General features: G+C 62.4%; 27 protein-coding genes and 1 pseudogene. 7 read left to right on the forward strand and 21 right to left on the reverse strand.

Translation table 11 applies throughout. The features are described 5' to 3' along the window. Positions 1-115: 115 nt before the first annotated feature. From N6L27_RS10780 to N6L27_RS10835, 12 genes and pseudogenes are all read right to left on the reverse strand, one after another. Positions 116-562, reverse strand: a complete 447-nt coding sequence (locus N6L27_RS10780) for a molybdenum cofactor biosynthesis protein MoaE (RefSeq protein ID WP_271907254.1) — start codon at positions 560-562, stop codon at positions 116-118. Positions 563-566: 4 nt separating this feature from the next. Beyond that, entirely contained in the window at positions 567-812 is a 246-nt protein-coding gene (gene moaD, locus N6L27_RS10785; RefSeq protein WP_271907255.1) for a molybdopterin converting factor subunit 1, read from the reverse strand. Next, a complete protein-coding gene (pgsA, locus tag N6L27_RS10790; RefSeq protein ID WP_039181620.1) occupies positions 812-1,483 on the reverse strand; it encodes a CDP-diacylglycerol--glycerol-3-phosphate 3-phosphatidyltransferase in 672 nt (223 codons plus the stop codon). Before pgsA ends, moaD begins: the two co-directional genes overlap by 1 nt. 128 nt (positions 1,484-1,611) lie before the next feature. Next, the gene (locus tag N6L27_RS10795) at positions 1,612-2,223 is read right to left on the reverse strand and encodes a DUF922 domain-containing protein (protein WP_271907256.1); all 612 of its coding nucleotides are present in this window, start codon (positions 2,221-2,223) and stop codon (positions 1,612-1,614) included. 71 nt (positions 2,224-2,294) lie between these two features. Then, complete coding sequence (gene uvrC, locus N6L27_RS10800; RefSeq protein WP_442915757.1) at positions 2,295-4,187, reverse strand: excinuclease ABC subunit UvrC; 1,893 nt, start codon at positions 4,185-4,187, stop codon at positions 2,295-2,297. 299 nt (positions 4,188-4,486) lie between these two features. Next, positions 4,487-5,266: pseudogene (locus tag N6L27_RS10805) on the reverse strand (SDR family oxidoreductase); the annotation flags it as partial. Between the two features lie 30 nt (positions 5,267-5,296). Next, the gene (locus tag N6L27_RS10810; protein ID WP_271907258.1) at positions 5,297-6,253 is read right to left on the reverse strand and encodes a calcium/sodium antiporter; all 957 of its coding nucleotides are present in this window, start codon (positions 6,251-6,253) and stop codon (positions 5,297-5,299) included. Further along, entirely contained in the window at positions 6,250-6,393 is a 144-nt protein-coding gene (locus N6L27_RS10815) for a hypothetical protein (RefSeq protein ID WP_271907488.1), read from the reverse strand. The genes N6L27_RS10810 and N6L27_RS10815 overlap by 4 nt, the downstream gene beginning before the upstream one ends. Before the next feature lie 31 nt (positions 6,394-6,424). After that, entirely contained in the window at positions 6,425-7,222 is a 798-nt protein-coding gene (locus N6L27_RS10820) for a S49 family peptidase (RefSeq protein WP_271907259.1), read from the reverse strand. A gap of 191 nt (positions 7,223-7,413) precedes the next feature. After that, positions 7,414-8,175, reverse strand: coding sequence for an ABC transporter permease (locus N6L27_RS10825; protein ID WP_271907260.1), 762 nt, complete (start codon positions 8,173-8,175; stop codon positions 7,414-7,416). Next, positions 8,172-9,131: an ABC transporter ATP-binding protein gene (locus tag N6L27_RS10830; RefSeq protein WP_271907261.1), complete on the reverse strand. Its 960-nt coding sequence runs from the start codon at positions 9,129-9,131 to the stop codon at positions 8,172-8,174. The genes N6L27_RS10825 and N6L27_RS10830 overlap by 4 nt, the downstream gene beginning before the upstream one ends. A gap of 111 nt (positions 9,132-9,242) precedes the next feature. Beyond that, positions 9,243-9,764, reverse strand: coding sequence for a CoxG family protein (locus N6L27_RS10835; protein ID WP_271907262.1), 522 nt, complete (start codon positions 9,762-9,764; stop codon positions 9,243-9,245). A gap of 175 nt (positions 9,765-9,939) precedes the next feature. Between N6L27_RS10835 and N6L27_RS10840 the strand changes: the two genes are divergently transcribed. Further along, positions 9,940-10,614 carry an NAD(P)-dependent oxidoreductase gene (locus tag N6L27_RS10840; RefSeq protein WP_271907263.1) on the forward strand — a complete coding sequence of 225 codons (675 nt, stop codon included), beginning with the start codon at positions 9,940-9,942 and terminating at the stop codon, positions 10,612-10,614. A 167-nt stretch (positions 10,615-10,781) separates the two neighbouring features. On the opposite strand, the gene pobA is transcribed toward N6L27_RS10840, so the two are convergent. Beyond that, a complete protein-coding gene (gene pobA, locus N6L27_RS10845; RefSeq protein WP_271907264.1) occupies positions 10,782-11,963 on the reverse strand; it encodes a 4-hydroxybenzoate 3-monooxygenase in 1,182 nt (393 codons plus the stop codon). A 104-nt stretch (positions 11,964-12,067) separates the two neighbouring features. Here pobA and N6L27_RS10850 point away from each other — a divergent pair, with 104 nt between their 5' ends. Together N6L27_RS10850 and N6L27_RS10855 are read left to right on the forward strand one after the other, a co-directional pair. After that, complete coding sequence (locus N6L27_RS10850) at positions 12,068-12,928, forward strand: helix-turn-helix domain-containing protein (protein WP_271907265.1); 861 nt, start codon at positions 12,068-12,070, stop codon at positions 12,926-12,928. 45 nt (positions 12,929-12,973) lie between these two features. Next, positions 12,974-14,071 carry a CaiB/BaiF CoA transferase family protein gene (locus N6L27_RS10855; RefSeq protein WP_271907266.1) on the forward strand — a complete coding sequence of 366 codons (1,098 nt, stop codon included), beginning with the start codon at positions 12,974-12,976 and terminating at the stop codon, positions 14,069-14,071. 2 nt (positions 14,072-14,073) lie between these two features. Here N6L27_RS10855 and N6L27_RS10860 read toward each other — a convergent pair whose 3' ends face one another. Continuing rightward, on the reverse strand, positions 14,074-14,241 hold the full coding sequence (locus N6L27_RS10860) for a hypothetical protein (RefSeq protein WP_039181590.1): 168 nt from the start codon (positions 14,239-14,241) through the stop codon (positions 14,074-14,076). 63 nt (positions 14,242-14,304) lie between these two features. Continuing rightward, positions 14,305-15,339 (reverse strand): uroporphyrinogen decarboxylase, encoded by a 1,035-nt coding sequence (hemE, locus tag N6L27_RS10865; protein WP_271907267.1) that lies wholly within the window; start codon positions 15,337-15,339, stop codon positions 14,305-14,307. Between the two features lie 198 nt (positions 15,340-15,537). Here hemE and hemC point away from each other — a divergent pair, with 198 nt between their 5' ends. Continuing rightward, positions 15,538-16,497, forward strand: a complete 960-nt coding sequence (gene hemC / locus N6L27_RS10870) for a hydroxymethylbilane synthase (protein ID WP_271907268.1) — start codon at positions 15,538-15,540, stop codon at positions 16,495-16,497. A 127-nt stretch (positions 16,498-16,624) separates the two neighbouring features. On the opposite strand, the gene N6L27_RS10875 is transcribed toward hemC, so the two are convergent. The 5 genes from N6L27_RS10875 to clpS form a co-directional block, all read right to left on the reverse strand. Then, a complete protein-coding gene (locus N6L27_RS10875) occupies positions 16,625-17,440 on the reverse strand; it encodes a glycoside hydrolase family 25 protein (RefSeq protein ID WP_271907269.1) in 816 nt (271 codons plus the stop codon). A gap of 175 nt (positions 17,441-17,615) precedes the next feature. Then, entirely contained in the window at positions 17,616-18,497 is an 882-nt protein-coding gene (hemF, locus tag N6L27_RS10880; RefSeq protein ID WP_442915758.1) for an oxygen-dependent coproporphyrinogen oxidase, read from the reverse strand. Positions 18,498-18,521: 24 nt separating this feature from the next. Continuing rightward, positions 18,522-19,328, reverse strand: coding sequence for an SDR family NAD(P)-dependent oxidoreductase (locus N6L27_RS10885; RefSeq protein ID WP_271907271.1), 807 nt, complete (start codon positions 19,326-19,328; stop codon positions 18,522-18,524). A gap of 84 nt (positions 19,329-19,412) precedes the next feature. Next, positions 19,413-20,402: a methyltransferase gene (locus N6L27_RS10890; protein ID WP_271907272.1), complete on the reverse strand. Its 990-nt coding sequence runs from the start codon at positions 20,400-20,402 to the stop codon at positions 19,413-19,415. A 12-nt stretch (positions 20,403-20,414) separates the two neighbouring features. Then, the gene (gene clpS, locus N6L27_RS10895; RefSeq protein WP_036762377.1) at positions 20,415-20,738 is read right to left on the reverse strand and encodes an ATP-dependent Clp protease adapter ClpS; all 324 of its coding nucleotides are present in this window, start codon (positions 20,736-20,738) and stop codon (positions 20,415-20,417) included. 106 nt (positions 20,739-20,844) lie between these two features. On the opposite strand from clpS, the gene N6L27_RS10900 reads away from it, so the two are divergent. From N6L27_RS10900 to N6L27_RS10910, 3 genes are all read left to right on the forward strand, one after another. Further along, complete coding sequence (locus tag N6L27_RS10900; RefSeq protein WP_271907273.1) at positions 20,845-21,558, forward strand: HAD family hydrolase; 714 nt, start codon at positions 20,845-20,847, stop codon at positions 21,556-21,558. 43 nt (positions 21,559-21,601) lie between these two features. Then, positions 21,602-21,928 carry a hypothetical protein gene (locus N6L27_RS10905; protein WP_271907274.1) on the forward strand — a complete coding sequence of 109 codons (327 nt, stop codon included), beginning with the start codon at positions 21,602-21,604 and terminating at the stop codon, positions 21,926-21,928. A 260-nt stretch (positions 21,929-22,188) separates the two neighbouring features. Beyond that, positions 22,189-23,865, forward strand: coding sequence for a D-alanyl-D-alanine carboxypeptidase family protein (locus N6L27_RS10910; RefSeq protein ID WP_271907275.1), 1,677 nt, complete (start codon positions 22,189-22,191; stop codon positions 23,863-23,865). A gap of 238 nt (positions 23,866-24,103) precedes the next feature. On the opposite strand, the gene ccoS is transcribed toward N6L27_RS10910, so the two are convergent. After that, the gene (ccoS, locus tag N6L27_RS10915) at positions 24,104-24,262 is read right to left on the reverse strand and encodes a cbb3-type cytochrome oxidase assembly protein CcoS (RefSeq protein ID WP_271907276.1); all 159 of its coding nucleotides are present in this window, start codon (positions 24,260-24,262) and stop codon (positions 24,104-24,106) included. Positions 24,263-24,281 lie beyond the last annotated feature (19 nt).

A 24,281-nucleotide genomic window follows, 5' to 3' on the forward strand; every position in this document is an offset into this window, starting at 1 on the left:
ACACTCCCGCGCCTGCAAAACGCGCTGGATGTGTCCGCGCCCTTCCAACAGCCTTGGGCCGGGCGGACATCATCCAAAATGATTGAATGCTTGGGGGACTTGACGTCGCCTGGCCTCACCAGCGCTTAAGCGCGTCCTCGTCGGCCTCCTTGGCCGCTACCCAATCCGCGCTCCCGCCTGCGAGGATTTCTTTCTTCCAGAACGGCGCGCGGGATTTCAGGTAATCCATCAGGTACTCAGCTGCCTCAAAGGCATCCTTGCGGTGGCGCGCGGCGGTCGCAACCATCATGATGCGCTCACCCGGGGCCAGGCGGCCATGGCGGTGGATCACCAGTGCATCGGCCAGAGACCAGCGGCTCATGGCTTCCTCCGCAATGGCGGTCAGCGCCTTTTCCGTCATGCCCGGGTAATGCTCAATCTCCATCGCCTGGAGACCGCCCGCATCTGCATCCCGCACCACGCCTGTGAAAGTCACCACCGCGCCAGCGTTTTCAATCCCGGCCGCAAAAGCATCGCTTTCTGCCCCCAGCTCAAACGGGTCTTCCTGAACCGAGATCCGCATTGCCTTAGCCCCCGGTCATCGGCGGGAAAAAGGCAACCTCGCGCACCCCATCCAGGGGGGAGTCGAATTCAGACAGCTCCTGGTCCAGCGCCACCCGCAGCGCCGACAGATCGGCAAAGGCAGCGGCGTAGCGGTCTTCACGCCCGCGCAGCTCCTCGACCAGATCCGACACCGTGGCGGCAGCCGTTTCCACCCGCTCGCGCGGCACGCCGATGCGCTCCCGCACCCAAGCAAAATACAGGACGTCCATCAGTGCGCCTCCTTCAGATGCGGCATCGCCTTGCGCAAATAGTCGATCCCGGTGATGGCAGTCAGCGCCGCCGCGACCCATAGGAGCCAAAGACCGGCACGGCCGGTCCAGACCATACCATCGAACTTCCAGCGCAGGCCCATTTCGTCGGAAACCTGCCCCGTCATGATCTGTTCGATCAGCGCCTGGTCCATGCCAAACGAGGACATCACCAGATAGTGCTCAAAGATGCCCTGCGAGAACAACGTAGCAATTGCGATCATCTGGGCCGTGGTTTTCCATTTGGCGAGCTTGGTGACTTTCAGCGTTCCTGCCGTGTCTCCGAGATATTCGCGCAAACCCGATACAAACACCTCGCGGAACAGAATCACCGTAGCCGGAAGCACCAGCCAGGGAGTCCAGTGCTCAGCGGAATAACCCACCAGGATCATCAGCGCGATCACCACCATCGCCTTGTCGGCAATCGGGTCCAGCATCGCGCCCATCTTGGTTTCCTGCTTCCAGGCCCGCGCCAAATAGCCGTCAAACCAGTCAGTGACCGCAGCCGTCACAAACAGCAGCAAGGCAAACCAGTCCGCGTACGGCCGGGTGAAATACAGGAACATCACGGCCAAGCCGGGTGCTGCGACCAGCCGCAGCAAGGTGAGGATATTAGGCAGAGTCCACTTCATGCCGCGCACATTATCCGGCTGTTTCGAAAGTGGAAAGCGGCGTTGATCAAAATTCGGCGATGGCTTGTACCACGAAACAGCGGCAGCCGGCGGCAATCAGGTCCGTGTGCACGCGGGACGTGTTCGCCTCATCCTACGGAAGTATCCAGCAACGCCCCCTTCTTTTCGCCGTGGTGGCTTGAGTGGTCAAACTTCCGGTGCACTTCGTTCAGCCGGTCCCGGTCGACAAAGATGTGGTTGTTGATTTCCCGCATAAGGTCTTCCTTCGCCATCTTCAGGGCATCTGCTTCCGTGTCCGCAAGCCCCTTGCCTTTCAGCTTGTTGAGTTCCTTGGCGATCTTGTCGCATTCCTTCTTGGCCTTATCCAAGTGCTGCGCCTCATGCGCCAGGCAGCACGCATAAAAGCGGTACCATTCGATCAGCGCCCGCGGCGACAGCCCGCTGACAGAGCGTTTCGGGCATTTGACCGTCGTGTGCAGAATCAGTTTCAGCGTTGAAACCTTGGCCGTGACCTCAAACCAGCCGGTTTTCTTGTCGATCTTGGGTTTGCCGTCGGCAGCATATTTTCCCTTGGCGGTCAGGCATTCCAATTCCGTTGTGGTCAGAAAGGCCACTTTCTTGTTGTCGTTCGGGTCTTTGGGCCCGCTTTTCTCGATGCTTTTAGCGATGTCCGGCAGCGTTTTTCCGGACACCGAGTAGGTGTCATAGACGACGTTTTTCACGGTCAGGGAGACAGGCATAATTCCTCCGGGCAGTTAAGGGCTGCCATTGGGATTTAGCACGAATGCACCCTCAGCCCAAATCCAGCGGCCTAGCCCTGCGTGTGGAAGTGGTCATAAATCCGTTCGGCGAGCGCTTCGGATATTCCATCCACGGCCTTGAGGTCGGCCAGATTGGCGCGGCTGACGGCCTTCGCACTGCCGAAATGCGCCAGCAGCGCCCTCTTTCGCGAGGCTCCGACGCCCGGCACCTCATCCAATGGCGTCGCACTGACGGCCTTGGCGCGTTTGGCACGGTGGGTGCCAATCGCAAACCGGTGCGCCTCATCCCTCATCCGCTGGATGAAATAAAGCACCGGATCATTGCGCTGCAGCGCAAATACGCTCTCGCCCGGGCGGTAGAATTCTTCCTTGCCGTGGTCGCGGTCCACGCCCTTGGCAACGCCAACCATCGGGATGTCCTGCACCCCGTGGGCCTCCATGATCTCTGCCACCGCTGAAACCTGGCCCGCGCCGCCGTCGATCAGCAGCAGATCCGGCCACAGACCTTTTTCCCGGTCCGGATCCTCCTTCAGCAGGCGGGAAAAACGGCGGTTCAGCACTTCCTTCATCATGCCGAAGTCATCGCCGGGGACTAGGTCGTCGCCCCTGATGTTGAACTTGCGGTAGGCGTTCTTCATGAAGCCTTCCGGCCCCATCACGATCATGCCGCCCACCGCATTGGTGCCTTGGATGTGCGAGTTGTCGTAGACTTCGATCCGCTGCGGCGGGCCGTCCAGCCCGAAGGCATCGGCCAGCCCGCGCAGGAGCTTCGCCTGGGTGGCGCTTTCGGCCATGCGGCGGGCCAGGCTTTCGCGAGCGTTGCGCACGGCAAAAGCCACCAATTCTGTCTTCTCGCCGCGCTGGGGAACCAGCAGTTCAACCTTACGCTCGGCTTTTTCGCTCAGCGCCGTTTCCATCAGGTCGGCATTTTCGATGCCATCGGAAAGGATCAGCTGACGCGGCGGCTCCTTGTTGCTGTAGAACTGGCCCAGAAAGGCTTCCATGATTTCCGCCGGGCTGTTGTCAGCATCGACCCGGGGGTAGAAATCCTGGTTGCCCCAGTTCTGGTTGGCGCGGATGAAGAAAACCTGCACGCAGGCCTGGCCGCCATCCATGTGCAGACCGATCACATCCGCCTCTGCCACCCCGCGCGGGTTGATGCCTTGTGAGGATTGCACCTGGGTCAGCGCCTTGATCCGGTCGCGCAAGGCGGCGGCGCGTTCAAACTCCATCGCCTCAGACGCGGCCATCATTTGCTCCGCCAGCTCCTCCTGGATCTTGGTGGAGCGGCCCGACAGGAAGCGTTCGGCGTCACGCACGCTGGACGCGTAGTCCTCCTCGCTGATCAGCCCAGTGCAGGGCGCGGTGCAGCGTTTGATCTGATGCTGCAGGCAGGGCCGCGTTCGCGTTTCGAACATGGAATCCGAGCAGTTGCGCAGCAGGAATGCCTTTTGCAGCTGGTTCAGGGTCCGGTTCACCGCACCGGCGCTGGCGAACGGTCCGAAATAGCTGCCCTTCTGCTTGCGGGCGCCGCGGTGCTTCTTGATCTGGGGAAAGGCATGATCTTTGGCAACCAGAATATTCGGGAAGCTTTTGTCATCGCGCAAGAGCACGTTGTACTTGGGCTTCAGCTGCTTGATCAGGTTCTGCTCCAAGAGCAGCGCCTCAGTCTCGGTCCGCGTGGTCAGGAACATCATCGAAGCGGTGAGCGCGATCATCCGCTCGATCCGCGGGCTGTTTCCCGGGCGCGTGTAATTCGATACCCGCGCCTTGAGGTTGCGTGCCTTGCCAACGTACAGAACCCGGCTGTCTGCATCCAGCATCCGGTAAACACCGGGTGATGCGTCCAGAGTTTTCACATAATCCTGGATCACCGCATAACCGGTTCGGACAGGCGAATCCGGGGCTGTTTCGGAAGGCTGGTCAGTCATGCGCCCAGACATATGATTCCCTGCGCGTGGCTGCAATGTTTGCCTGTCAGGATCAAGAGCGGGAAAATCCACGGAAGCTGTGGATAACTACGGAGATATCTTTGGGCTATCCCGCCTTTTCTCTTATTTCAGAGCGGTTTTGGACAGATGCCTAAATTTTAGGCACACTGTTAAAGTGCTGATTTAAGGCGAAACTTTTCACGCAACCTGTCAAGGTTTTGAAAAGAAAGGCACTTTTGTAACGCTTACGTGACGGTACGCGAGACGGTGCAAAACTTGCAGCGAAAGGGCCGGATTTGTCCTTGTATGCGTCACTCAAGGCCGTCGCTGTCGGGTGTCTGCCAGCCCAGGTGCTGGCCGCCGTCCACGCAGATCATCTGGCCTGTCACGGCCTTTGCCTGCAGCAAATAGCTGAGAGCCGCCGTGACATCGCCAGCATCCGCGCCGCGCTGCAGAATTGTTGCCTTACGCTGGCGGGCAAATTGCTCTGCGCTCTGCCGCGGTCCCTGCAGGGTTGGGCCGGGACCGATGGCGTTAACGCGGATCCGCGGAGCCAGCGCCTGCGCCGCCGTCTGCGTCAATGTCCATAGCGCTGATTTGGCCAGCGTGTAGCTCATGAAGTCAGGTGTCAGTTTCCGCACCCGCTGGTCGATCATGTTGACCGCCAGCCCCCAGGCCCGCGGCTCGCCGCCGGCATCAATCTCTATGGGAACCTCTTGCGCCGCCATTGCCTGCAACAATACGAACGGCGCTCGCAGATTGCTGTCCAGATGCCGGTCCCAGCTGCCGCGCGTGGCTGTGGCAAGCGTGTCATGCTCAAACACAGACGCATTGTTGACCAAGCAATTTATGGTGCCGCCGAGGCTCTCAGCAGCGCGCGAAAGCAGTTCCTGGGTTTGGGCCTCCTGCAGAAGGTCCGCCTGCACAACTGCTGCCTGACGGCCCATGCCGCGGATCTGTTCCGCCGTAGCCTCAGCTTCAGCAGCCGAAGACGCATAGTGGACGGCAACATCGTACCCTTGGGCTGCAAGCTCCAATGCCATGGAGCGCCCCAGCCGCCTGCCTGCTCCGGTCACCAATGCCCGCATCTGCGCCTCCCTGCTGCTGCCTTGAAAACAGAGTTAGAACAGGATGAAGAGATAGGCCAGATAGAGCGCCGTCAGAATCACACCCCAGACGCGGGTGATGTCTTGCTTGAAAAAGACAAAGGGGATCAGCAGCAATGAGGCCGCCAGCATCACCCACAAGTCGAACTGCAGGAACTCCGGATCCACGCTGATCGGGCCGATGAAAGTGGCAATTCCGATGATGGCCAGCAAGTTGAACATGTTGGAGCCGATCACATTGCCCAGCGCCACGTCTGCCTGACGCCGCAGCGCTGCCATCACAGTGGTGGCCAGTTCCGGCAGCGAAGTTCCAATTGCAACAAGCGTCAGACCGATAACGGGCTCGCTGACACCATAAAGGCGTGCAATGATTGTCGCATTGTCCACCAGCAGATCGGCACCCAGCGGCAGGCCGATTAAGCCAAGCAGCAGGTACAAACCGACTCGCCAGTACGGCATGTCCGGGTCGGCTTCCTCAATGTCTTCCAGATCCGCATCCGCAGCACAGTCATTGCCGTTGCGCCGGTGGTTGCGGGCGTCCCTGAAGGCCACGCCCAAAACGCCGGCCAACGCCGTCAGAAGGATCAGTCCGGACCAGAGGGTGAACGTGCCGCAGAAAGCAAGGCCGATGAACAGAACCGAGGCACACAGCATGAAGATATAGTTCCTGCGGGTGCTGCATTCACTGGTGTGCAAGGCCCGCATGAGGGCCGGTATTCCCAGAACCAGCAGGATATTGGCTGTGTTGGAACCAACGACATTGCCCATCGCAATACCATCAGCGCCCTCATGCACGGCGCTGATCGCGATCAGCAATTCCGGCGCTGAGGTGCCAAAGGCAACAATGGTCAGGCTGACGATCAGCGCTGGCACCCCCAGCCGCAGGCTGAGGTTCACCGCACCGCGCACCAGCGCGTCCCCCGCCAGCAGCAGGATGACCAGACCAAGCGCCGAATACAGCCATGGCATCATTTGCCACGATCCCCCTTTTTACAGGCGCACGGCCCCTTGCCGATCTTGAAGCGGCCGCAGGACGGGCAGCGCCTGGAATTGATTTGCTTCTGGCCGGGAAACCGCAGCTTGCCGAACATCGCCAGCACAGCCATCACCACCAGAAAGATTGCAACGATCTTGAACAGCACGTCAGAGGCCGAAACGCGCGTATTCGGCCCGCTCCTCGATCCCTGTCAGCGCATCCTGCGCGATCTGCATGCCAAAGCGGCTCAGCAGCGGTTTCTTGAGACCATAGCGGCGGAAGCGGACCTTCTCGCCGTAACGTTCCTGCATCTTTGGTTTCAGATGTCCGATGCCGTCGATCAGCCCCAGTTGCTCGGCCCGGCGTGCGAGCCAGATCTCCCCGGTGAACAGGTTTTCTTCACTATTGAGCTTGGAGCCGCGGCGTTCGGTGACATGGTCGATGAAGTTGGCGTGGATGTCGTTCAGGATCACCTTAAGGCGCTTCACATCCTCCGGGTTTTCGGGGCTGAACGGATCCAGCATGGATTTGCTCTCACCGGCGGTATAGACGCGCCGCTCCACCCCCTGGCGCGCCAGCAGCACATGCGCACCAAAACCGGCCGAGATCACCCCGACCGAGCCCAGCACCGAGCTGGCGTCGGCCCAGATTTCCTCCGCAGCCGCAGCCAGCCAGTACCCGCCCGAAGCAGCCACATCCTCGACAAAAGCATAAACCGGCACATCCAGTTCTTCCGACAGCCGCCGGATGCGGGCGCCGATCAGCGAACTTTGCACCGGCGAACCGCCAGGCGAGTTGATCTCCAGCGCAACAGCGGCGGGTTTACCCTTGCGGAAGGCACGCTCCAGCACCGGCGCCAACGCGGCGTCACTCAGGGAGCCGCGCCCGGGCATACCGATGGCACCATTCAGGCGCACCACTGCCACCAGCGGCTGTCTCTTCAGGAAAGGCAGGCGAAATCTCATGGCGCCGATGTAGAGGGCCGTCCGGGGTGAAACAAGGTGCGCGGACTTGGGAATTTCCTTGAAATGCAAAAACCGCACAGCCGCGGGCATAAATGCAACGCCGTTTTGTGCCAGCAAAATAGCTCCCCAGCCTTCTTGCAATTCAGGACAGCCGCTTTCGGCGGCCGCCTTGAAAGAACGCCTGGCACGGATCAGGCCCGGATGCGCCAGCCTGTTTTGAAGATCCACCAGATGACGCCAACGCAAGCCAGTGTGAAGCCGCCAATTGCGCACAGGCTGAGCAGCACTGGCACATCAGCCTGACCAAAGAATGCCCAGCGGAAACCCGACACCAGATAGACCACCGGGTTAAACAGGGTAATCGTCTGCCAGACCGGGGGCAGCATGGAGATCGAATAGAAGGATCCGCCCAGGAACACCAGCGGCGTCACCACCAAGAGCGGCACCAGCTGCAGCTGCTCGAAATTCCCGGCCCAGATGCCGATGATGAAGCCCATCAAGGAGAAGCTGAGACAGGTCAGCACCAGAAACGCCACCATCGCCAGCGGATGCTGGACTGTGAGATCGACAAACAACGAAGCCGTGCAAAGGATAACCGTGCCAATGAACAGGGATTTCGTCGCTGCCGCACCGACAAAGCCCGCTACGACCTCCAGAAAGTTGATCGGCGCCGAGAGGATCTCATAGATATTGCCAATGAACTTCGGGAAGTAGATCCCGAAGGACGCGTTGGAAATACTCTGGGTGATCACCGACAGCATCACCAGCCCCGGCACGATAAAGGCGCCGTATTCGACCCCGTCGACCTCCTGGATGCGGCTGCCAATTGCACTGCCGAACACCACGAAATAGAGCGAGGTGGACAGGACCGGCGAAATGAAGCTTTGCAGAAAGGTGCGCCAGAACCGCGCCATTTCCGCCTTGTAGATCGTGGCAACTGCGGTCCAGTTCATGCTGCATCTCCTGCGGTTGCGTCTTTTACTGCCTGCCCGCCGGAGACCAGACCGACAAAGATATCTTCCAAGCTGGACTCCCGGGTCTGCACGTCCGCGAGCACCAGTCCCGCCTGGGCGACATCGTTCAGCAAGGTGGTAATCCCGGTTCGCTCCGCACGTGCATCATAGGTGTAGAGGAGAGCTCCGCCGCCATGGACGATTTGCAGGTTGTGCTGCGACAGCGCCTCAGGAATTGCCTCGACCGGTGCGGTCAGTTGCACCTCCAGCTGCTTCTGCCCCATACGGGCCATCAGCTGTTCTTTCTCCTCGACCAGCAGCAACTCACCGCCGGTGATGACCCCGACCCTGTCGGCAATTGCCTCGGCCTCTTCGATGTAGTGGGTGGTCAGGATGATGGTGACGCCGTCCGCCTTCAGCTCCCGGACGATTTCCCACATGTCCTTGCGCAGTTCGACATCGACGCCCGCGGTCGGCTCATCCAGGAACAGGATGCGCGGCTCATGGGCCAGCGCCTTGGCGATCAGCACCCGCCGCTTCATGCCGCCCGACAGGTCCATGATCCGGCTGTCCCGCTTGTCCCACAGCGACAGCTTGCGCAATATGTCCTCCACCAGCGCAGGCTTGGCAGGCTTGCCGAACAGGCCGCGCGAGAAGGTGACCGTGTCCAGAACCTTGGTGAAGGGTTCAAGCGTGATCTCCTGCGGCACCAGTCCGATCAGCGCCCGCGCCTGCCGGAATTGGCCGACGTTGTCGAACCCGCCAACGCTGACACTTCCGGAGGTTGCTGTGGTTATGCCGCAAATGGTTGAAATCAGGGTGGTCTTGCCCGCGCCATTGGGGCCAAGCAGGGCAAGAATTTCCCCCTCTTCAATATCAAGCGAGACGCCCTTCAGCGCCTGAAAGCCGCCATCATATGTTTTGCGCAGATCGCGGATAGTCAGGATCGCCGCCATGGTGCCTCCGGGATAATCTCAAATCCCGGCCACCCTAGCGGCGGTTTGCCGCATCTGCCAGCCCTGCTCCGCGGGCCGGTCCGCAGAATGGCCTGTGCGCCAGTGCAGGGGTCAGCCGCGGCCGGTGACCTTGCTGAACCAGCCTTTCTTTTCCTCACCCGTTTCCGGCACCTCGCCATCCTGGCTTTCCTCCTCCGGCGCCAGATGCGCCTGCAGGTTGGCAAAGAACTGATCCGCCATCTTTTTGGCAAAGCCGTCAATGATCCGGCTGCCCAGCTGCGCCAGCTTGCCGCCGACCTTGGCCTCCACATCATAGGACAGCAGCGTGCCGGTCTCCGACGGCACCAAAGTCACGACAGCACCGCCCTTGGCAAAACCAGCCGCACCGCCCTTGCCCTCACCGGAAATGGTCAGCTTTTCGTTTTCAATCAGATCCGACAGCGAGACCTGCCCTTTGAAGGTGGCTTTGACCGGCCCGACCTTCTGGGTAACCGTGGCCTCAAACCCGTCCTCCGGCGTGCCGGTCACTTCCTGCGCACCGGGCACACAGGCCTGCAGCACCTCCGGCGTCAGCAGCGCGGCATAGACAGTTGCCGGATCGGCGGCGATCTCTTTCTGGTCACTCATCTGCATGGGCTGGCCTCCCTGGCGCTCGCTTGCGGTTCCTTTCAGACCTAGCCGCCCCGCCCCGCTCTGCCAAGCCCGCAGCGGCATTCCCGGCAGCTCATGGCATTCAGCTCGGCGGCTTTATCTTGACGTCAAGATTTAAACTTATATATCTCGACCTCAAGATTAATTGGAGAACGTCATGAAGATCATACTTTTTGGTGCCACCGGCGACGTAGGCAGCGCAGCATTGAAAGCCGCGGTATCCCGCGGCCACCACGTGACCGCGGTGGCGCGCCAACCGCAGGCACTGGCCGCCATCAGCCCGAATGTCACACCGCTTGCATTGGATCTGCTGAAAGACACTGACGCTGCGGCAGAGGCAGCCAAGGGGCATGACTGGGTGATCAGCGCCCTGCGCCCGCCCGCCGGCCATGAGGCGGACTTGGTACCGCTGACCCGCACCGCACTGGCTGCTGCACGGCGGGCTGCCCTTCCGGTGCTGATAACCGGCGGTGCGGCAACGCTGAAACTGGCAGACGGAAGCGGCCATACGGTGCTGAGCGCACCCGGTTTCCTGCCTGGCGGTGTCCGCCCGATTGCCGAGGCCTGCGCGGAACAGGACGCACTGCTGGACGCTGAAACAGAGGCGCAATGGACCTGCCTGCGCCCTCCTGCGATGCTGGCAGCGGGGCCGCAAACAGGCAGCTACCGCTTCGGCACCGATACGCTGGTCACGGATGCGGCAGGCAACTCTCAGATTTCCTTCGCAGATTTCGGCGCGGCGCTGCTGGATCTGGTTGAGGCTTCGCGCGGCAGCCAGCGGAAACTGACAGTTGCCTGGCGCGCTCCCGTCCCGGCCCTGGCGGCCGGCTGATGCCCGGCCTTGAGCCGCGTTGGGCCAGGCAGCGCGCCAGGCGCGCTGCCGCGCCGCGCTTCTGCGCGGCGCCGGACCCAAGGCTTAGCAGGGCATCTGCGATGCACTGCAAAGGCGCGGGAGACCCCGTTTTCCGGATATCAGACGCGGCTGAGATTGCGGCACAGTCAGTAAGGCAGCCCCACGTAATTCTCCGCCAGTGAAACCTGAGCGGCCTCCGAGGAGAACAGGTAATCCAGTTCTGCCCGCTGCAGCCGAAGGTCTGTTTCCGATCCCTCCGGCGCCCGGTGCAGCAGGTTGGTCATCCACCAGCTGAACCGCTCCGCTTTCCAGACCCGCGCCAGCGCCTTTTCCGAGTAACCGTCCAGCCCGGCACTGTCGCCCTTCAGGTAGTGATCCATGAAACCATAATAGAGGTAGTGGATATCTGACGCCGCCAGGTTCAGCCCCTTGGCGCCGGTGGGCGGCACAATATGGGCAGCGTCGCCTGCCAGGAAAAGATTTCCGTAGCGCATCGGTTCCGCCACGAAGCTGCGCAGCGGCGCTATGGACTTTTCGATCGACGGGCCGGTTTGCAGGCCCGACGCCACGTCCGCCGGCAGCCGCCGTTTCAGCTCTCCCCAGAAGGCCGCATCGCTCCAGTCCTCCACAAGGTCAGTCAGCGGCACCTGGATGTAATAGCGGCTCAGCACCCGGCTGCGCAACGAGCATAGGGCAAATCCGCGCTCATGCCGCGCATAGATCAGCTCTTCCGCTACCGGCGGCGTCTCTGAAAGAACCCCCAGCCAGCCGAAAGGGTAGACCTTCTCGTATTCCTTCAGAACGTCGGACGGGATCGACTTGCGGCTGACCCCGTGGAAACCGTCGGCGCCGACAATGAAATCACACTCGGCCCGCTGAGCCTCTCCGCCCTGTTCCCAGGTCACACAGGGGCGCGCTTCGGTCAGAGCCTGCAATTGCACATTCTGCGCCTCATGAATGACCACCCCGCCCATTGCATCCCGCGCCTCATACAGGTCGCGGGTCACCTCGGTCTGCCCGTAGACCATCACAGTCTCTCCGCCGGTGCGGTCTGCCAGGTTGATGCGCTCCAGCTGTCCTTGATGGGCGATAAGAAAGCCCTCATGAATCTCACCCTCATGGTCCATTCGTTCATCGCAGTCCGCCTCACGCATAAGGTTGACGAACCCATGCTCCAGAACGCCTGCCCGGATCCGGCCCAGTACATGGGCGCGGGTGTGCTTTTCCAGCACGATCGAGCTGATCCCCTTGCGGTGCAACAACTGCGACAGCAGCAGCCCAGAAGGCCCGCCGCCAATGATGACAACCTGCGTCTGATGCGTGGACATGCGCGTTCCCCTGAACGTTCGGATTATTCGTGCGAAGCGGATTATGCGCCGCACGCGTCCTATTACGAATGGACTAAGCGCGCCAATTCTTGTTTATTTCGCACATGACCGCATCAGCACGCATCGACAGCTACAACCTATTTGGCGAAACCGCCGAACTGCCCGATGTGCTTCACGTGGAGACAATTCGCGCCCGTTCTGAGCTGCATGATTGGAAACTGCGCCCCCACCGGCACGCAAGGCTGCATCAGTTTCTGGTGCTGAACAGCGGGGAGGGGGTGGCAGATCTTGACGGAAACGGACATAACCTTACCCCGCCCTGCCTGATCAACGTGCCCCGCGGCGTGGTGCATGGGTTCCGGTTTGGCAGCGGCACCGGCGGCTGGGTGATCTCCCTGGCCTCCGACTTGCTGGACCAAGACCTCGCATCAGGCGCGGGGCTGCGGGCGCCATTGGAGTTACCTGCCGTCCTGCCGCTGCCCAAAGGTTTGCGGGAACTGGCTGAAAGGCTGTTCCGCGAATACCAAGCCAAGGCATTTGGCCGCGCGCAGATGCTGCGCGGGCTGGCGCTTTTGCTCACTGCTGAAGCCGCGCGCGCCATTGCAGCAGACCTGAACGCCGCGTCGCAGCCATCTGCAAGCCCCTTGTTTGCAAGGTTCGAGACCCTGTTGGAGCGCGATTTCCGCCTGCGCCGCCGGCTGACGGAGTATGCGGCTGAGCTGGCCGTTTCACCAACACACCTCAATCGCATCACCCATCAGGCCACCGGGCAGCCGGCCTCTGCCCTGGTCAGCGCCCGGATGCTGCGGGAGGCGCGGCGGCTGCTGATCTACACCAACCTGACAGCCGCCCAGATTGCCTATGAGCTGGGTTTCAACGATCCGGCCCATTTCAGCCGGGTCTTTGCCAAAGGCACCGGAATGCCGCCACGGAAATTCCGGCAGCAGCTTGCCGGAACGGGCTGAGCCGCCGCAGACTGTTCTTGCCGGACAGCGAAAGGGAGAAGGCAAATGCTGCAGGGGATCCGCATCCTGGAAGTTGAGGGGCTCGGTCCCGGCCCCTTTGCAGCGATGACGCTGGCGGACCTCGGGGCAGAGGTGATCTGCGTGCACCGGCCGTACACCACCCGTGCACCGGGCAGTGCACCTGGAATGCCGGAGCACTCTTTGCTGGACCGCGGCAAACGGTCGGTCACACTGGACCTGAAGGAGTCAGGCGACGCCGAAACCTTCCTGAAACTTGCCGAAACCGCACATGGACTGATCGAGGGGTTCCGCCCAGGCGTGATGGAGAGGCTGGGCCTGGGGCCGGAGCAGTGCCATGCGATGAACCCAGGCCTGGTCTATGGCCGCATGACCGGCTGGGGCCAGGACAGCCCGCTGGCCCATACGGCGGGCCATGACCTCAATTACATCTCGCTGTCGGGTGCGTTGTGGTACGCCTCCAGCCCTCGTGACGCACCGCTGACACCCGCCACGCTGGTCGGCGACATCGGCGGTGGGGCGATGTATCTGGTGGCGGGGATGCTGGCGGGCATTCTGAAGGCCAAGGCCACCGGCGAGGGCTGCGTGGTGGATGCCGCGATCTATGACGGATCGGCCCATATGATGAACCTCCTGATGAGCATCCGGCAGGCTGGAAACTTTGGCGTCACACGTGGAGCAAATCTGCTCGACGGGCCGCATTGGAGCCGTACCTATGCCTGCGCCGGTGGCGGCTATGTCTCTGTCCAATGCCTGGAGCCGAAGTTTTATGCGCAGTTTCTGGAGAAACTTGGGCTGTCAGAGGATCCGGAGTTTCAGCGGCAGTTCGACAAGGCGCTTTGGCCTGCACTCACTGGCCGCCTTGCCGGGATCTTTGCCGGCCAGCCGCGCGATCATTGGGCGGCGCTGTTCGGGGGATCAGATGCCTGCGTGGCGCCGGTGCTGAACCCGGAGGAGGCAATGGCGCATCCAATGAATGCGCGCCGTGCCTGGATAGAGGCAGAAGGCGTCTTACAAGCCGCCCCTGCCCCGCGGTTCTCAGGGCAGCCGGAGTGGACGCCTCCGGAGATCCCCCGGCGCGGCCAGCACACGGAAGAAATCCTGGCAGAACTGAACCAGAAGTAGGATCAGTCCTCTTTCTTGGTTTTTTCCGCCGCGGCCTTCATCCGCTTGAGCAGTTCGGTCTTATCCGCCTGCTTGCCAAAAGGGTTCTTCTTGGTGCCCTTGGCATTATGTTCCGCGTGGCGGGGCTTGTTGCTGCCCATGCGGGCGCCGCCCATTCTGCTGTAGTCCATCGTAAGACCTCTGAATGTATCCGAAGATGCGGCTATTGCCGCATCTTTCAGGCTAACACAAGATCAGCCGCCCCGGACGGTGTCGATCATCAATTGCACATTGCCGGGGTCCGCGTCCGGCGTGATGCCGTGGCCCAGGTTGAAGATATGCGGGCCGTTCCTGAACGCCTCGACAATGCGGCGGGTGTCATCGACCAGCTCCTGCCCGCCGGTCACCATGTGGCGGGAGGCCAGATTGCCCTGCACGCAGCCGTCCACCTGCACATTGGCCGCCGCCCAGGCCGGATCGACGGAGTTGTCCAGCGCCACGCAGTCCACACCGGTCGCCTTGGCAAAGCCGACGTATTTCTCGCCCGCCTCGCGCGGGAAACCGATGACGGGGATGCCCGGGTGGCGCTCCTTCAGCGCCGCGGTGATCTGGCGGCAGGGTTCCAGCGCGTATTTCTGGAACGCTTCACCCTTCAGCGAACCGGCCCAGCTGTCGAAGATCTTGACGACTTCGGCGCCGGCCTCGATCTGCTTGGAAAGATAGTCGATGGTTGCCTCGGTGATCCGCGCCAGCAGCGCCTCGAACAGGGCGGTGTTTTCTTCGCGAAGGGCGTGCGCAGGCCCTTGGTCCGGGGTGCCGCGGCCTGCGATCATGTAGGTTGCCACGGTCCAGGGCGCACCGGCAAAGCCGATCAGCGTGGTCTCAGGCGGCAGCTCGCGCGACAGGATTCGGACGGTTTCATAGATCGGGTTCAGCGTCTCGTGAATGTCGCTTGCCGGGCCCAGCTTTGCAAAATCCGCCTCGGTGGTGATGGTCGACAGCCGCGGGCCTTCGCCGGTCACGAACCACAGGTCGGCGCCCAGCGCCTGCGGCACCAGCAGGATATCGGCAAACAGGATTGCGGCATCAAAGCCGTAGCGGCGGATCGGCTGCAGCGTCACCTCGGCGGCCAGATCGGAATTGTAGCAAAGCGACAGGAAATCCCCGGCCTCGGCCCGCGTCGCGCGGTATTCCGGCAGGTAGCGGCCCGCCTGGCGCATCATCCAGATCGGCGGCACATCCTGTTTTTCACCCGCCAATGCGCGCAGCAGCTTCTTTTGTCCGGCCATGATTTTCCTCGCTATCATTCGCCCACGTAGGTCGCCCTCTGAGGTCACGCCTGCGAGGGCGAATGTCAAGGGCAGGGGCGATCTGCCGCGCCGGGGCTTTGCGCGCCTTGTCCTATATCAAAGCCTGTGAGCGGCGCCCGTGGAACATGCGCAAAAACCGGTTTCCACCGGCACGCAATCTGATTTATGGCTTCTTCCATGACACTGTCCCTGCCCTCCCCCGCTTCGCCCCTGAAAATCGGCACCCGCGGATCGCCGCTGGCGCTGGCCCAGGCGTATGAAACCCGTTCCCGCCTCGCCGATGCCTTCGACCTGCCGCCCGAGGCGTTCGAGATCGTGGTGATCAAAACCACCGGCGACAATCAGGCGCTGATCGCGGCGGACAAGCCGCTGAAGGAATTGGGTGGCAAGGGGCTGTTCACCAAGGAGATCGAGGAGGACCTGCTGTCGGGCGCGATCGACATTGCGGTGCATTCGATGAAGGACATGCCGGTTCTGCAGCCGGAGGGGCTGGCGCTGGATACCTACTTGCCGCGCGAGGACGTGCGGGATGCGTTTATTTCACCGTCGCTGACATCGCTGCATGATCTGGCCGAGGGCGCGGTGGTCGGCACCTCCTCGCTGCGCCGCCGGGCACAGTTGCTCAATCGCCGCCCGGATCTGAAGGTGGTTGAGTTCCGCGGCAACGTTCAAACCCGCCTGCGCAAACTCTCCGAGGGCGTCGCCGAGTGCACCTTCCTGGCAATGGCCGGCCTCAACCGTCTGGCAATGGACGATGTGCCTGCCACAGCGATTGAGACCTCTGACATGCTGCCCGCGGTGGCGCAGGGCGCGATCGGCATCGAGCGGCGCGCCGGTGACAGCCGCGCAGGCGACATGCTGGCGGCGATCCATGACCATGAGACCGGCCAGCGGCTGGCGGCGGAGCGCGCCTTCCTGGCCGCGCTCGACGGCTCCTGCGAGACGCCGATTGCGGGGCTTGCGGAACTGGACGGCACCACCCTGCGCCTGCGCGGTGAGGTGCTGCGCCCGGATGGCTCGGAAGCGATCAATGACGACCAGACCTGCCCGGTCGAAGACGGCGCGCAGCTGGGCCGGGAGATGGCGGCCAAGCTGCTGGAGAAGGCCGGTAAAGGCTTCTTTGATTGGAGAGCCTGAGCGAGGCTCTGCCTCGCGCTCCGGGATAATTAAGGCCAGATGAAATAAGGATCCATTCTTCATCTGGCTGAAAATATCCTGGGGGTGAGCGCCAATGGCGCGAGGGGGCAATGCCCACTGCTTGGCTTTAGATCTGCCCGGACCACCTCAGCCAGCTTTCCGGGCTGCCGCGGAAGGTGTTGAGATCGACGTCGCCCGCCACCCCTGGCACCTCACCGGTGCCGGAATACTGCCAGAAGCTCCAAGCCTTGCCCGGGTAGACCTTTTGCGGATGGCCCGCGACGGAGCGCAGCCAGAATTCGGTGCCGCCTAGGCGTCCGATGCCGGTGTCGCGGTAGAAATCCACTGTTGTATAAACCACCGGGCGCTTGCCGTAGTGGCGTTCAAGGATGTTCAGGAACTTGCGCGCCTCGGCCCGGACCGTGGCACCGTCAGGCCGCGTGCGGCAGGTGCGGGAGCGGTGGTTCCATTCCATGTCCAGCACCGGCGGCAGCGCGTTTGCGTCCTTTGGCACGTTGCGGATGAACCAGCGCGCCTGTTCTGCTGCGGGGCGGCAGAAGTAGTAGTAGTGATAGGCGCCGCGTTTCATGCCAGCCGCGCGGGCACCACGCCAGTTGTCGCGGAACCTGGCATCAATGTGATCGCCGCCTTCGGTCGCCTTGATATAGGCGAAGGACACGCCGGAGCGGCGCACAGTGCGCCAGTCTATGTCACCCTGATAGCGCGAGACGTCGATGCCGTGCACCGGGTAGGACCAGGGTTTGCGCCCCTCCCAGTCATGCGGGTCGCGGTCGCCGAAGCGGGGATAGGTCGAAAGCCCGGCCAGCCGCGCATTGGCGGGTTCGGTGCGGGTGACTGCCGTCGCGCCGGCTTCCCTTTCCGGCGGCCTGCCGCATCCCGCTGCCAACGCCAGTGCCAATGCCCCAAGAACCAGTCTGCGCATGTGATGTGCTCCCTGCCTCGCTTCGTTACAACTGCTCTTTTCTTTGCCTGTTGAGTTTCATCTTAGCGCAGGGCAGCGCAAAGTCGCGCCCCAAAGGGCGCAGATCAGCGTAAATCCGCCGCAAGAAAAAACGCGCCGCTTTGGGGCGGCGCGCTGCTGTTTCAGAAAGGGCGGGTCAGACCCATTTGGCCAGGGGCGGCAGGCTCATCAGCACCGCATTTGCATCATGGCCGGTTTCCAGCCCGAACTTGGTGCCGCGGTCGTAGACCAGATTGTATTCCGCATAGAGGCCGCGGTGGATCAGTTGGGCGTCCTTGTCCGCCTCGTCAAATTCCTGCACCCGGCGCTTTTCGACGAGCGGCACGAAGGCCGGCAGGAAGGCGCGGCCGATGTCCCGGGTCAGGGCAAAATCCGCAGCCCAATCGCCGGAGTTCTGGTCGTCCATGAAGATGCCGCCAACGCCGCGGGCGCGCTTACGGTGGGGGATGTAGAAATACTCATCCGCCCATTCCTTGAGCCGCGGGTACTGGTCTGCCCCGTGCGGGTCCAGGTGCTGCTTTTGCGTCGCGTGGAAATGCGCGGTGTCCTCATCGTATTCGATGCAGGGGTTGAGGTCCGAGCCGCCACCGAACCACCAGGCGTGCGGGGTCCAGAACATGCGGGTGTTCATGTGCACGGCGGGCACATGCGGGTTGCGCATATGGGCAACCAGCGAAATGCCGGAGGCCCAAAAGCGCGGATCATCCTTCATCCCGGGAATGCCCTTGCGCGCCGCCATCGCGGCCTGCGCGCGTTCGCCCAGGGTGCCGTAGACCTCGGAAATGTTGACGCCGACCTTCTCGAAAACCCGGCCGCCGCGCATCACGCTCATCAGCCCGCCGCCCGCATCGGAACCGTCGTCCGAGGTGCGCTTGGTTTCGGTCACGTCAAACCGGCCCGGGTCCATTTCCGCAAACGGACCCTCGTCATGGCTGTCCTCCAGCGCCTCAAAGGCCGCAACGATCTGGTCGCGCAATTCCCGGAACCAGGCAGCCGCCCGGGTTTTTTCTTCTTTCATTTCAGCAGTCAATGGTCAGTCCAATCAGTGCATCGGTGCGGAGACCGGATCCAGCAGGGTGCGGCCGCCATCCAGCGTGAGCACCTGCCCGGTCATGAACCCTGAGGCGTCAGAAGCCAGATACTGGGCCGTCTCTGTCAGTTCCGTCGGAGAGGCCACCCGGCCCAGCGGCGTGTGCGCCTCGATGTCCTGGCGGAAGCTGCGGTTTTCCCTGAGGGTTTCCTGCATTGAGGCGCTCATCACCGATCCGAAGGCAATCGAATTGACCCGGATCCGGTGCGGCGCCAGCGCCACTGCCAAGGATCGCGTGACCTGGTCCAGCGCGGCAGAGGCCACCGAATAGGCCATCAGTTCCGGGTGGGTGCGGCGGGCCGCAATCGATGACAGGTTGATGATGGTGCCAAGCGGGCTGTCGCTGTCCTCACGCTCTTCGCCCCGCTTGATCATCCGCTTGGCAACCTGCTGGGACAAGCGCACCGACGGCAGCAGGCTTTGGTTCAGGAGCTGATCCAGAGTCTCGTCCTGAGGGTCCAATGCGTCGGTCGCCACCACCTGCCGCGCGCCGTTGACCAGAATGTCGATATCGTCAAAGGCATCGATGGTGGCCGACAGCAGGTTGGCAATGGTCAGCCGCTCGCGCAGATCGCCTGCGAAATAGCGGATATTGCTTTCGTCGGCCTGCTCTCCCAGCTCATCAACCAGCTGGGCTTCGTGCATGTCGGCAAACATCACATTGGCGCCGGCATCGGCGAACTGCTTGCCGATCGCCAGTCCGATGCCGCTGGCGGCGCCGGTTACGATGGCAGTCTTTCCGGAAATGGAAAAGGACATGAAAGGGTGCTCCGCTATGGCATTTGGCCCGCACGTTAGACCGCGCCTGCCGGTTTGGAAACCGCCATTGCGCCGCGCGCGCGGTTACTTGCGCCCGCGTTTCGGCTTGGCCGCATGCAGGATTTTGAAGCGGTTGTCGCCGCCCTCCTCGCGCACCAGGGCGAATTTTTCCGCCAGCGCTGTCTCATACGGCAGGTGCCGGTTGGCCACCATCCAAAGGCTGCCGCTGGTGGCCAGCATGGAGGCCGCCGCAGCGATGAAGGCCTGCCCGAGCGCAGGCTCCGCGGCGCGGCCGCTGTGGAACGGCGGGTTCATCACCACAGTGCTCACCACACCCGGCGCCCTCCATGTCCGGGCATCCGCCCAGTGGAAATGCGACCGCGGATCCGCTGCATTCAGGCGGGCACAGGCCAGTGCGGCATGGTCGGCCTCAACCAGATGCAGGTCTTCGACGCCCTCATGTTTCAGCACCTGCGCCGAAAGATAGCCCCAGCCGGCGCCAAGATCCGCCACGCAACGGCCCAGTTTTTGCGGCAGTGCCGCCGCCAGCATCCGGGAGGCCGGGTCGATGCCATCCGCCGAGAACACGCCCGGGGCGGTGATGAACCCCTCAACCTGTTGCGGGCCATCGGGCAGCCAATCGGACAGATCGGTGCCGCCCTCGATCCAGAACACCTTGCCATGAGCCTTGGAGACCGGCGCGGAGGGCGTGCAGCGCTTGCGCAGGTCCTTCAGCACCGAATCGATCCCTTCGGTCTTGGCGCCGTCGATCAGCACCTGCCCCGCGGTGACAGCGGCGGCCTGTGCAACCAGCATCCGGGCCAGCGCCTTGGCCCGCGGCAGGAAGACGACGGCGGCGGCGTATTGCGCTCCGGCTTCCAGTGCGGGTGCGCAGGTGAACCCCTGCCCGGCGAAATGATCATGGTCCGGGCGGAGCGGCTGGATGACCAGAACCTGCTCCTTGGGCAGCACCGCCAGATCGTGTTCGCTGCGCGGGTGGAACACGGCAATGCGGCCCTCGGCAGGCACAGCAAAGCCGCCCGATTGGGCGGCCAGGGACAAGCGTACGGACATCTAAAGGCCTCTTTACTCTTCTTTTTCCATGGTGCACTGCAGCGGGTGCTGGTGGCGGCGGGCGAAATCCATCACCTGGCCCACCTTGGTTTCCGCCACCTCATGGCTGAACACGCCGACCACGGCAACGCCCTTCTTGTGCACCGTCAGCATGATCTCAAACGCCTGCGCGTGTGTCATACCAAAGAAGCGTTCCAGCACCATCACCACGAATTCCATCGGGGTGTAGTCGTCGTTCAGCAGCAGCACCTTGTAGCGCGGCGGACGCTTGGTCTTGGGCCGCGTCTTAGTCAGAACGCCGGATTCCGTGTCGTCGTCAGAATGATCGGTCATCATTGTCGGCAGCAGCGGCATAGGCAATTTGATCCAGTGATACGTGGAATTAACTGTGACGCTTATATAGCGTCTATAGCGTAGAGGAAAAGAGACTGAGACCGGCAGATTGACACCTAATTTGACAACAATCGGTTTTGATGCCGATGATACCCTCTGGCACAACGAACGGTTCTTCCGGGTGACGCAGGAACGGTTTGCTGAACTGTTGCAGGATCACACCCCCGCGGATGTCGGCCCCGAACAGCTGGAGCGCCAGCTGCTGGACGCCGAAAAGCGCAATCTCGGGCGTTATGGTTACGGGGTGAAGGGCTTCACCCTCTCGATGATCGAAACCGCGATCGAAGTGACCGGCGAGAGAGTGCCTGCAGCAGTCATCAAGGAGCTGATCACCGCGGGACAGATGATGCTGTCCTACCCGATCGAACTGCTGCCCCATGCGCGGGAGGCAGTGGAGTCCGTTGCAGGCCGGTACAAGGTGGTGCTGATCACCAAGGGTGACCTGCTGGATCAGGAGCGAAAGCTGGCCCAGTCCGGCCTGGGCGAGCTGTTCGATGGTGTTGAGGTCGTGTCGGAGAAGACGCCGGAGGTCTATCTGGACATCTTCACCCGCCATGGCGACGGCGCAGAACGCGCGATGATGGTCGGCAACTCCATGCGGTCTGACGTGGTGCCGGTGATCGAGGCCGGCGGCTGGGGCACCTATGTGCCGCACGGGCTGATCTGGGAGGTCGAGCACGCCGAAGCCCCCGAACATAGTCCGCGGTACACGGAGATCGCCGATCTGCGCGGGCTGGCGGATCTGGTGGACAGCCTGGGCTGAGCGGCGTTATCCCTTTGGCAAATGCCAAAGGAGCCCCGGACACATGCCGCACGCAGAACTGAAGTACTCCAGCGACCTGGATGTCGATGCAGAGGCCATTCTTGCCGAAATCGAAACTGTGATTCTGGAACACGACAGCGGCGCGGGCGCCTGCAAAGGCCGCGCCTACCCTGCCGGCCGGTTCCACCACTCGCATATCACCATCAGCGTCGCGCTGCTGACCAAGCCGCACCGGGATGAAGCCTTTTCCAGGGCATTGCTGGCGGACCTCGAATCCCGCATCAAGAAGCAACTGCATCAGCCCTGTGAATTCTCTCTCGGTCTCAGCTATTCCACCCCGTTCTATGTGACCAATTTCCACGGCGGATGACCCGGAAAACCGGCCGATGCCCTTCCCGCAGGCGCCTCCGGCCGCTGCCCCCGGCCGCAGAGGCAACTTTTTTTGATAACATTTCGTTAGGACTTGCCGCATCTAGCGGCCAGATCCGCTCCGCACACAAGATGCCGGCACAGTTTGGCCGAAGCACCCAACAGTGCGCTTTCGCGCCTGTTTATTCCTCGTAAACCCTGTGCTACGCTTTTCAGCACAGGCAAAAACGTCAGCCGGAAAACCGGCGGCACGAGGCAAACATGGCAGTGATCACGCAGGTAAGTCCGGCGTCCAGCCGGTATTCCCGTACCCGGTTCCTATGGGCAGCCGCGGTCTTTCTTTTGGCAGTTTTTACGGTGGCGTTTCAGCCGCAGCGGGCCTTAGCTGCGCCTTATGCGGCCATGGTCATCGACGCCCGCACCGGCGAGGTGCTGCATTCGCGTAATGCCGACACCCGGCTGCACCCGGCATCGCTGACCAAGATGATGACGCTCTACATCGCGTTTGAGGCGGTGCGGAACGGCGAGATCACGCTGGACACCAAGGTTCGGATCAGCCGCAATGCAGCGGCTGAACCCCCGTCGAAACTGGGGCTGAAGTCCGGCCAGAAAATTGCCTTCCGCTATCTGATCCGCGCCGCGGCGGTGAAGTCCGCCAATGACGCCGCCACCGCTATCGGCGAGACCCTGTCCGGATCTGAGGCAGCCTTTGCCCGCCGGATGAACCGCACCGCCAAGGCGCTGGGGATGACCCGCACAACCTTCAAGAACGCCCACGGGCTGACTGCCAGCGGGCATCTGTCGACCGCCAGCGACATGACCACGCTGGGGCGGCACCTGTTGTATGACTATCCGGAATATTACAACCTTTTCTCACGCCGCTCGACCCATGCCGGCATCCGTGAGGTTCCCAATACCAACCGCCGCCTGCTGGCCGCCTACCGCGGTGCCGACGGGATCAAAACCGGCTATACCCGCGCAGCCGGCTTCAACCTGGTCGCGTCGGCCAAACGCGGCAATGAACGTATCATAGCCACTGTGTTCGGCGGCAAATCCACCGCCTCGCGCAATGCCAAGGTGGCGGAACTGCTGGATCTGGGCTTCCGCCGGGCGCCATCGCGCGCGGCCCTGCGCAAACCGCGCCGGCCGGCCTATCAGGGAGCGGGTAATGTGGTTGTTGCCGACGCCGGTGACGGTTCCTCGTCTGGCGTGGCAGGCAAGACCCTCCGTGTGAGCGGCCAGGTGAACACAAGCCTGCGTCCCAAGACGCGCCCTGCCGCCGGCGGCTCGCCGGTGCTGGTTGCCGCCCTCGAAGAAGCGCTCCAGACACCGGTTGGCGAACCGCAAGAGAATGCCGCCCCGGCTGAGTCAGTTGCCTCCGCTGAGGCCGTTGACGGCACAGCCTCTGAAACCGCAGTAAACCCGGCGGACAACAGCCAGCGGGAGCAGATAGAGAACGTTCAGACCGTCAGCGCGGATACTTTGGTTCAGGGTGATGCCCTGCGCGATAGCATTGCAGTGGCCCTGGCCGAAGCGGAAGCCGAACCGCAGCCCTTAGAAGAGACATCGGAGCCGGTCATCATCGCTGCCGTGCAGAAGGTGCCCTTTACCGGCTTGCGCCCTGTGGCCCGCCCGGCCAGCCTGACCGGAGCCGCACCTGAGGCGGAGCCCGTCGTCGTGACCCGCCTGTCCACGTCCGGCGGGCGCTACTGGGGAGTCAATGTGGGGCTCTACACCAGCCGCTACCAGGCTGAGAAGGTGCTGCTGCGCACGGCGCTGTCGGAACTGGAAACACTGGACGGCTCCTTGCGCAAGGTGGCCAAGACCCGCCGCGGGTTCGAGGCCAACTTCCTGGGTATGAGCCAGGAGCAGGCGGAACTGGCCTGCCGCCGCCTCAATGCCCGCAACGTCACCTGCGAGCCGATCGGCCCCTCCTGACCAGTGCGGTGCCGCAGGATTGAGCAAAGGCGCCCGCAAAGGCGCCTTTTTCATGCCAGGGTCCAATTCGTTTCCGGCAGATTCTCCCGCCCGTCGTCAGGCTTTTCTTTCGAAAACCCTTTTTCCCGTTGGGCGTGGCACCGCGCCTGGCGCGGTGCCACGCCCAACACCGCCAAGCTGCTCTGGCGCCAGCCAGGGCACCTACGGGGGCGGGAGGTCTTGACTTCGGAACAGCCCGTCAGGGCTTGGGCTTGTCGTCCCATTCATCATTGAGGATCCGGCGCGAGTCGCCTTCCGGATCATCGTACTGATTGCTGCGCACCGTGTAGAAGAAGGCTGCAAGCCCCACCGAACCTAGGATCAGGGAAATCGGGATCAGATAGGCAAGGACACTCATGGGTTTGGTACCAGTGCAG

This window comes from Leisingera sp. SS27, assembly GCF_028368855.1.
GTDB lineage: Bacteria > Pseudomonadota > Alphaproteobacteria > Rhodobacterales > Rhodobacteraceae > Leisingera.

Coding starts and splice junctions, on each gene's coding strand:
- hemF (WP_442915758.1), bottom strand. CDS start 18,497: ATGAAAGAAGAAAAAACCCGGGCGGCTGCCTGGTTCCGGGAATTGCGC.
- N6L27_RS10855 (WP_271907266.1), top strand. CDS start 12,974: ATGCTGCAGGGGATCCGCATCCTGGAAGTTGAGGGGCTCGGTCCCGGC.
- ccoS (WP_271907276.1), bottom strand. CDS start 24,262: ATGAGTGTCCTTGCCTATCTGATCCCGATTTCCCTGATCCTAGGTTCG.
- moaD (WP_271907255.1), bottom strand. CDS start 812: ATGGACGTCCTGTATTTTGCTTGGGTGCGGGAGCGCATCGGCGTGCCG.
- N6L27_RS10835 (WP_271907262.1), bottom strand. CDS start 9,764: ATGCAGATGAGTGACCAGAAAGAGATCGCCGCCGATCCGGCAACTGTC.
- hemE (WP_271907267.1), bottom strand. CDS start 15,339: ATGGCCGGACAAAAGAAGCTGCTGCGCGCATTGGCGGGTGAAAAACAG.
- N6L27_RS10840 (WP_271907263.1), top strand. CDS start 9,940: ATGAAGATCATACTTTTTGGTGCCACCGGCGACGTAGGCAGCGCAGCA.
- N6L27_RS10885 (WP_271907271.1), bottom strand. CDS start 19,328: ATGTCCTTTTCCATTTCCGGAAAGACTGCCATCGTAACCGGCGCCGCC.
- N6L27_RS10905 (WP_271907274.1), top strand. CDS start 21,602: ATGCCGCACGCAGAACTGAAGTACTCCAGCGACCTGGATGTCGATGCA.
- N6L27_RS10810 (WP_271907258.1), bottom strand. CDS start 6,253: ATGATGCCATGGCTGTATTCGGCGCTTGGTCTGGTCATCCTGCTGCTG.
- N6L27_RS10795 (WP_271907256.1), bottom strand. CDS start 2,223: ATGCCTGTCTCCCTGACCGTGAAAAACGTCGTCTATGACACCTACTCG.
- clpS (WP_036762377.1), bottom strand. CDS start 20,738: ATGATGACCGATCATTCTGACGACGACACGGAATCCGGCGTTCTGACT.
- N6L27_RS10875 (WP_271907269.1), bottom strand. CDS start 17,440: ATGCGCAGACTGGTTCTTGGGGCATTGGCACTGGCGTTGGCAGCGGGA.
- hemC (WP_271907268.1), top strand. CDS start 15,538: ATGACACTGTCCCTGCCCTCCCCCGCTTCGCCCCTGAAAATCGGCACC.
- N6L27_RS10825 (WP_271907260.1), bottom strand. CDS start 8,175: ATGAACTGGACCGCAGTTGCCACGATCTACAAGGCGGAAATGGCGCGG.
- N6L27_RS10860 (WP_039181590.1), bottom strand. CDS start 14,241: ATGGACTACAGCAGAATGGGCGGCGCCCGCATGGGCAGCAACAAGCCC.
- pobA (WP_271907264.1), bottom strand. CDS start 11,963: ATGTCCACGCATCAGACGCAGGTTGTCATCATTGGCGGCGGGCCTTCT.
- uvrC (WP_442915757.1), bottom strand. CDS start 4,187: ATGTCTGGGCGCATGACTGACCAGCCTTCCGAAACAGCCCCGGATTCG.
- N6L27_RS10780 (WP_271907254.1), bottom strand. CDS start 562: ATGCGGATCTCGGTTCAGGAAGACCCGTTTGAGCTGGGGGCAGAAAGC.
- N6L27_RS10820 (WP_271907259.1), bottom strand. CDS start 7,222: ATGAGATTTCGCCTGCCTTTCCTGAAGAGACAGCCGCTGGTGGCAGTG.
- N6L27_RS10890 (WP_271907272.1), bottom strand. CDS start 20,402: ATGTCCGTACGCTTGTCCCTGGCCGCCCAATCGGGCGGCTTTGCTGTG.
- N6L27_RS10850 (WP_271907265.1), top strand. CDS start 12,068: ATGACCGCATCAGCACGCATCGACAGCTACAACCTATTTGGCGAAACC.
- N6L27_RS10910 (WP_271907275.1), top strand. CDS start 22,189: ATGGCAGTGATCACGCAGGTAAGTCCGGCGTCCAGCCGGTATTCCCGT.
- pgsA (WP_039181620.1), bottom strand. CDS start 1,483: ATGAAGTGGACTCTGCCTAATATCCTCACCTTGCTGCGGCTGGTCGCA.
- N6L27_RS10830 (WP_271907261.1), bottom strand. CDS start 9,131: ATGGCGGCGATCCTGACTATCCGCGATCTGCGCAAAACATATGATGGC.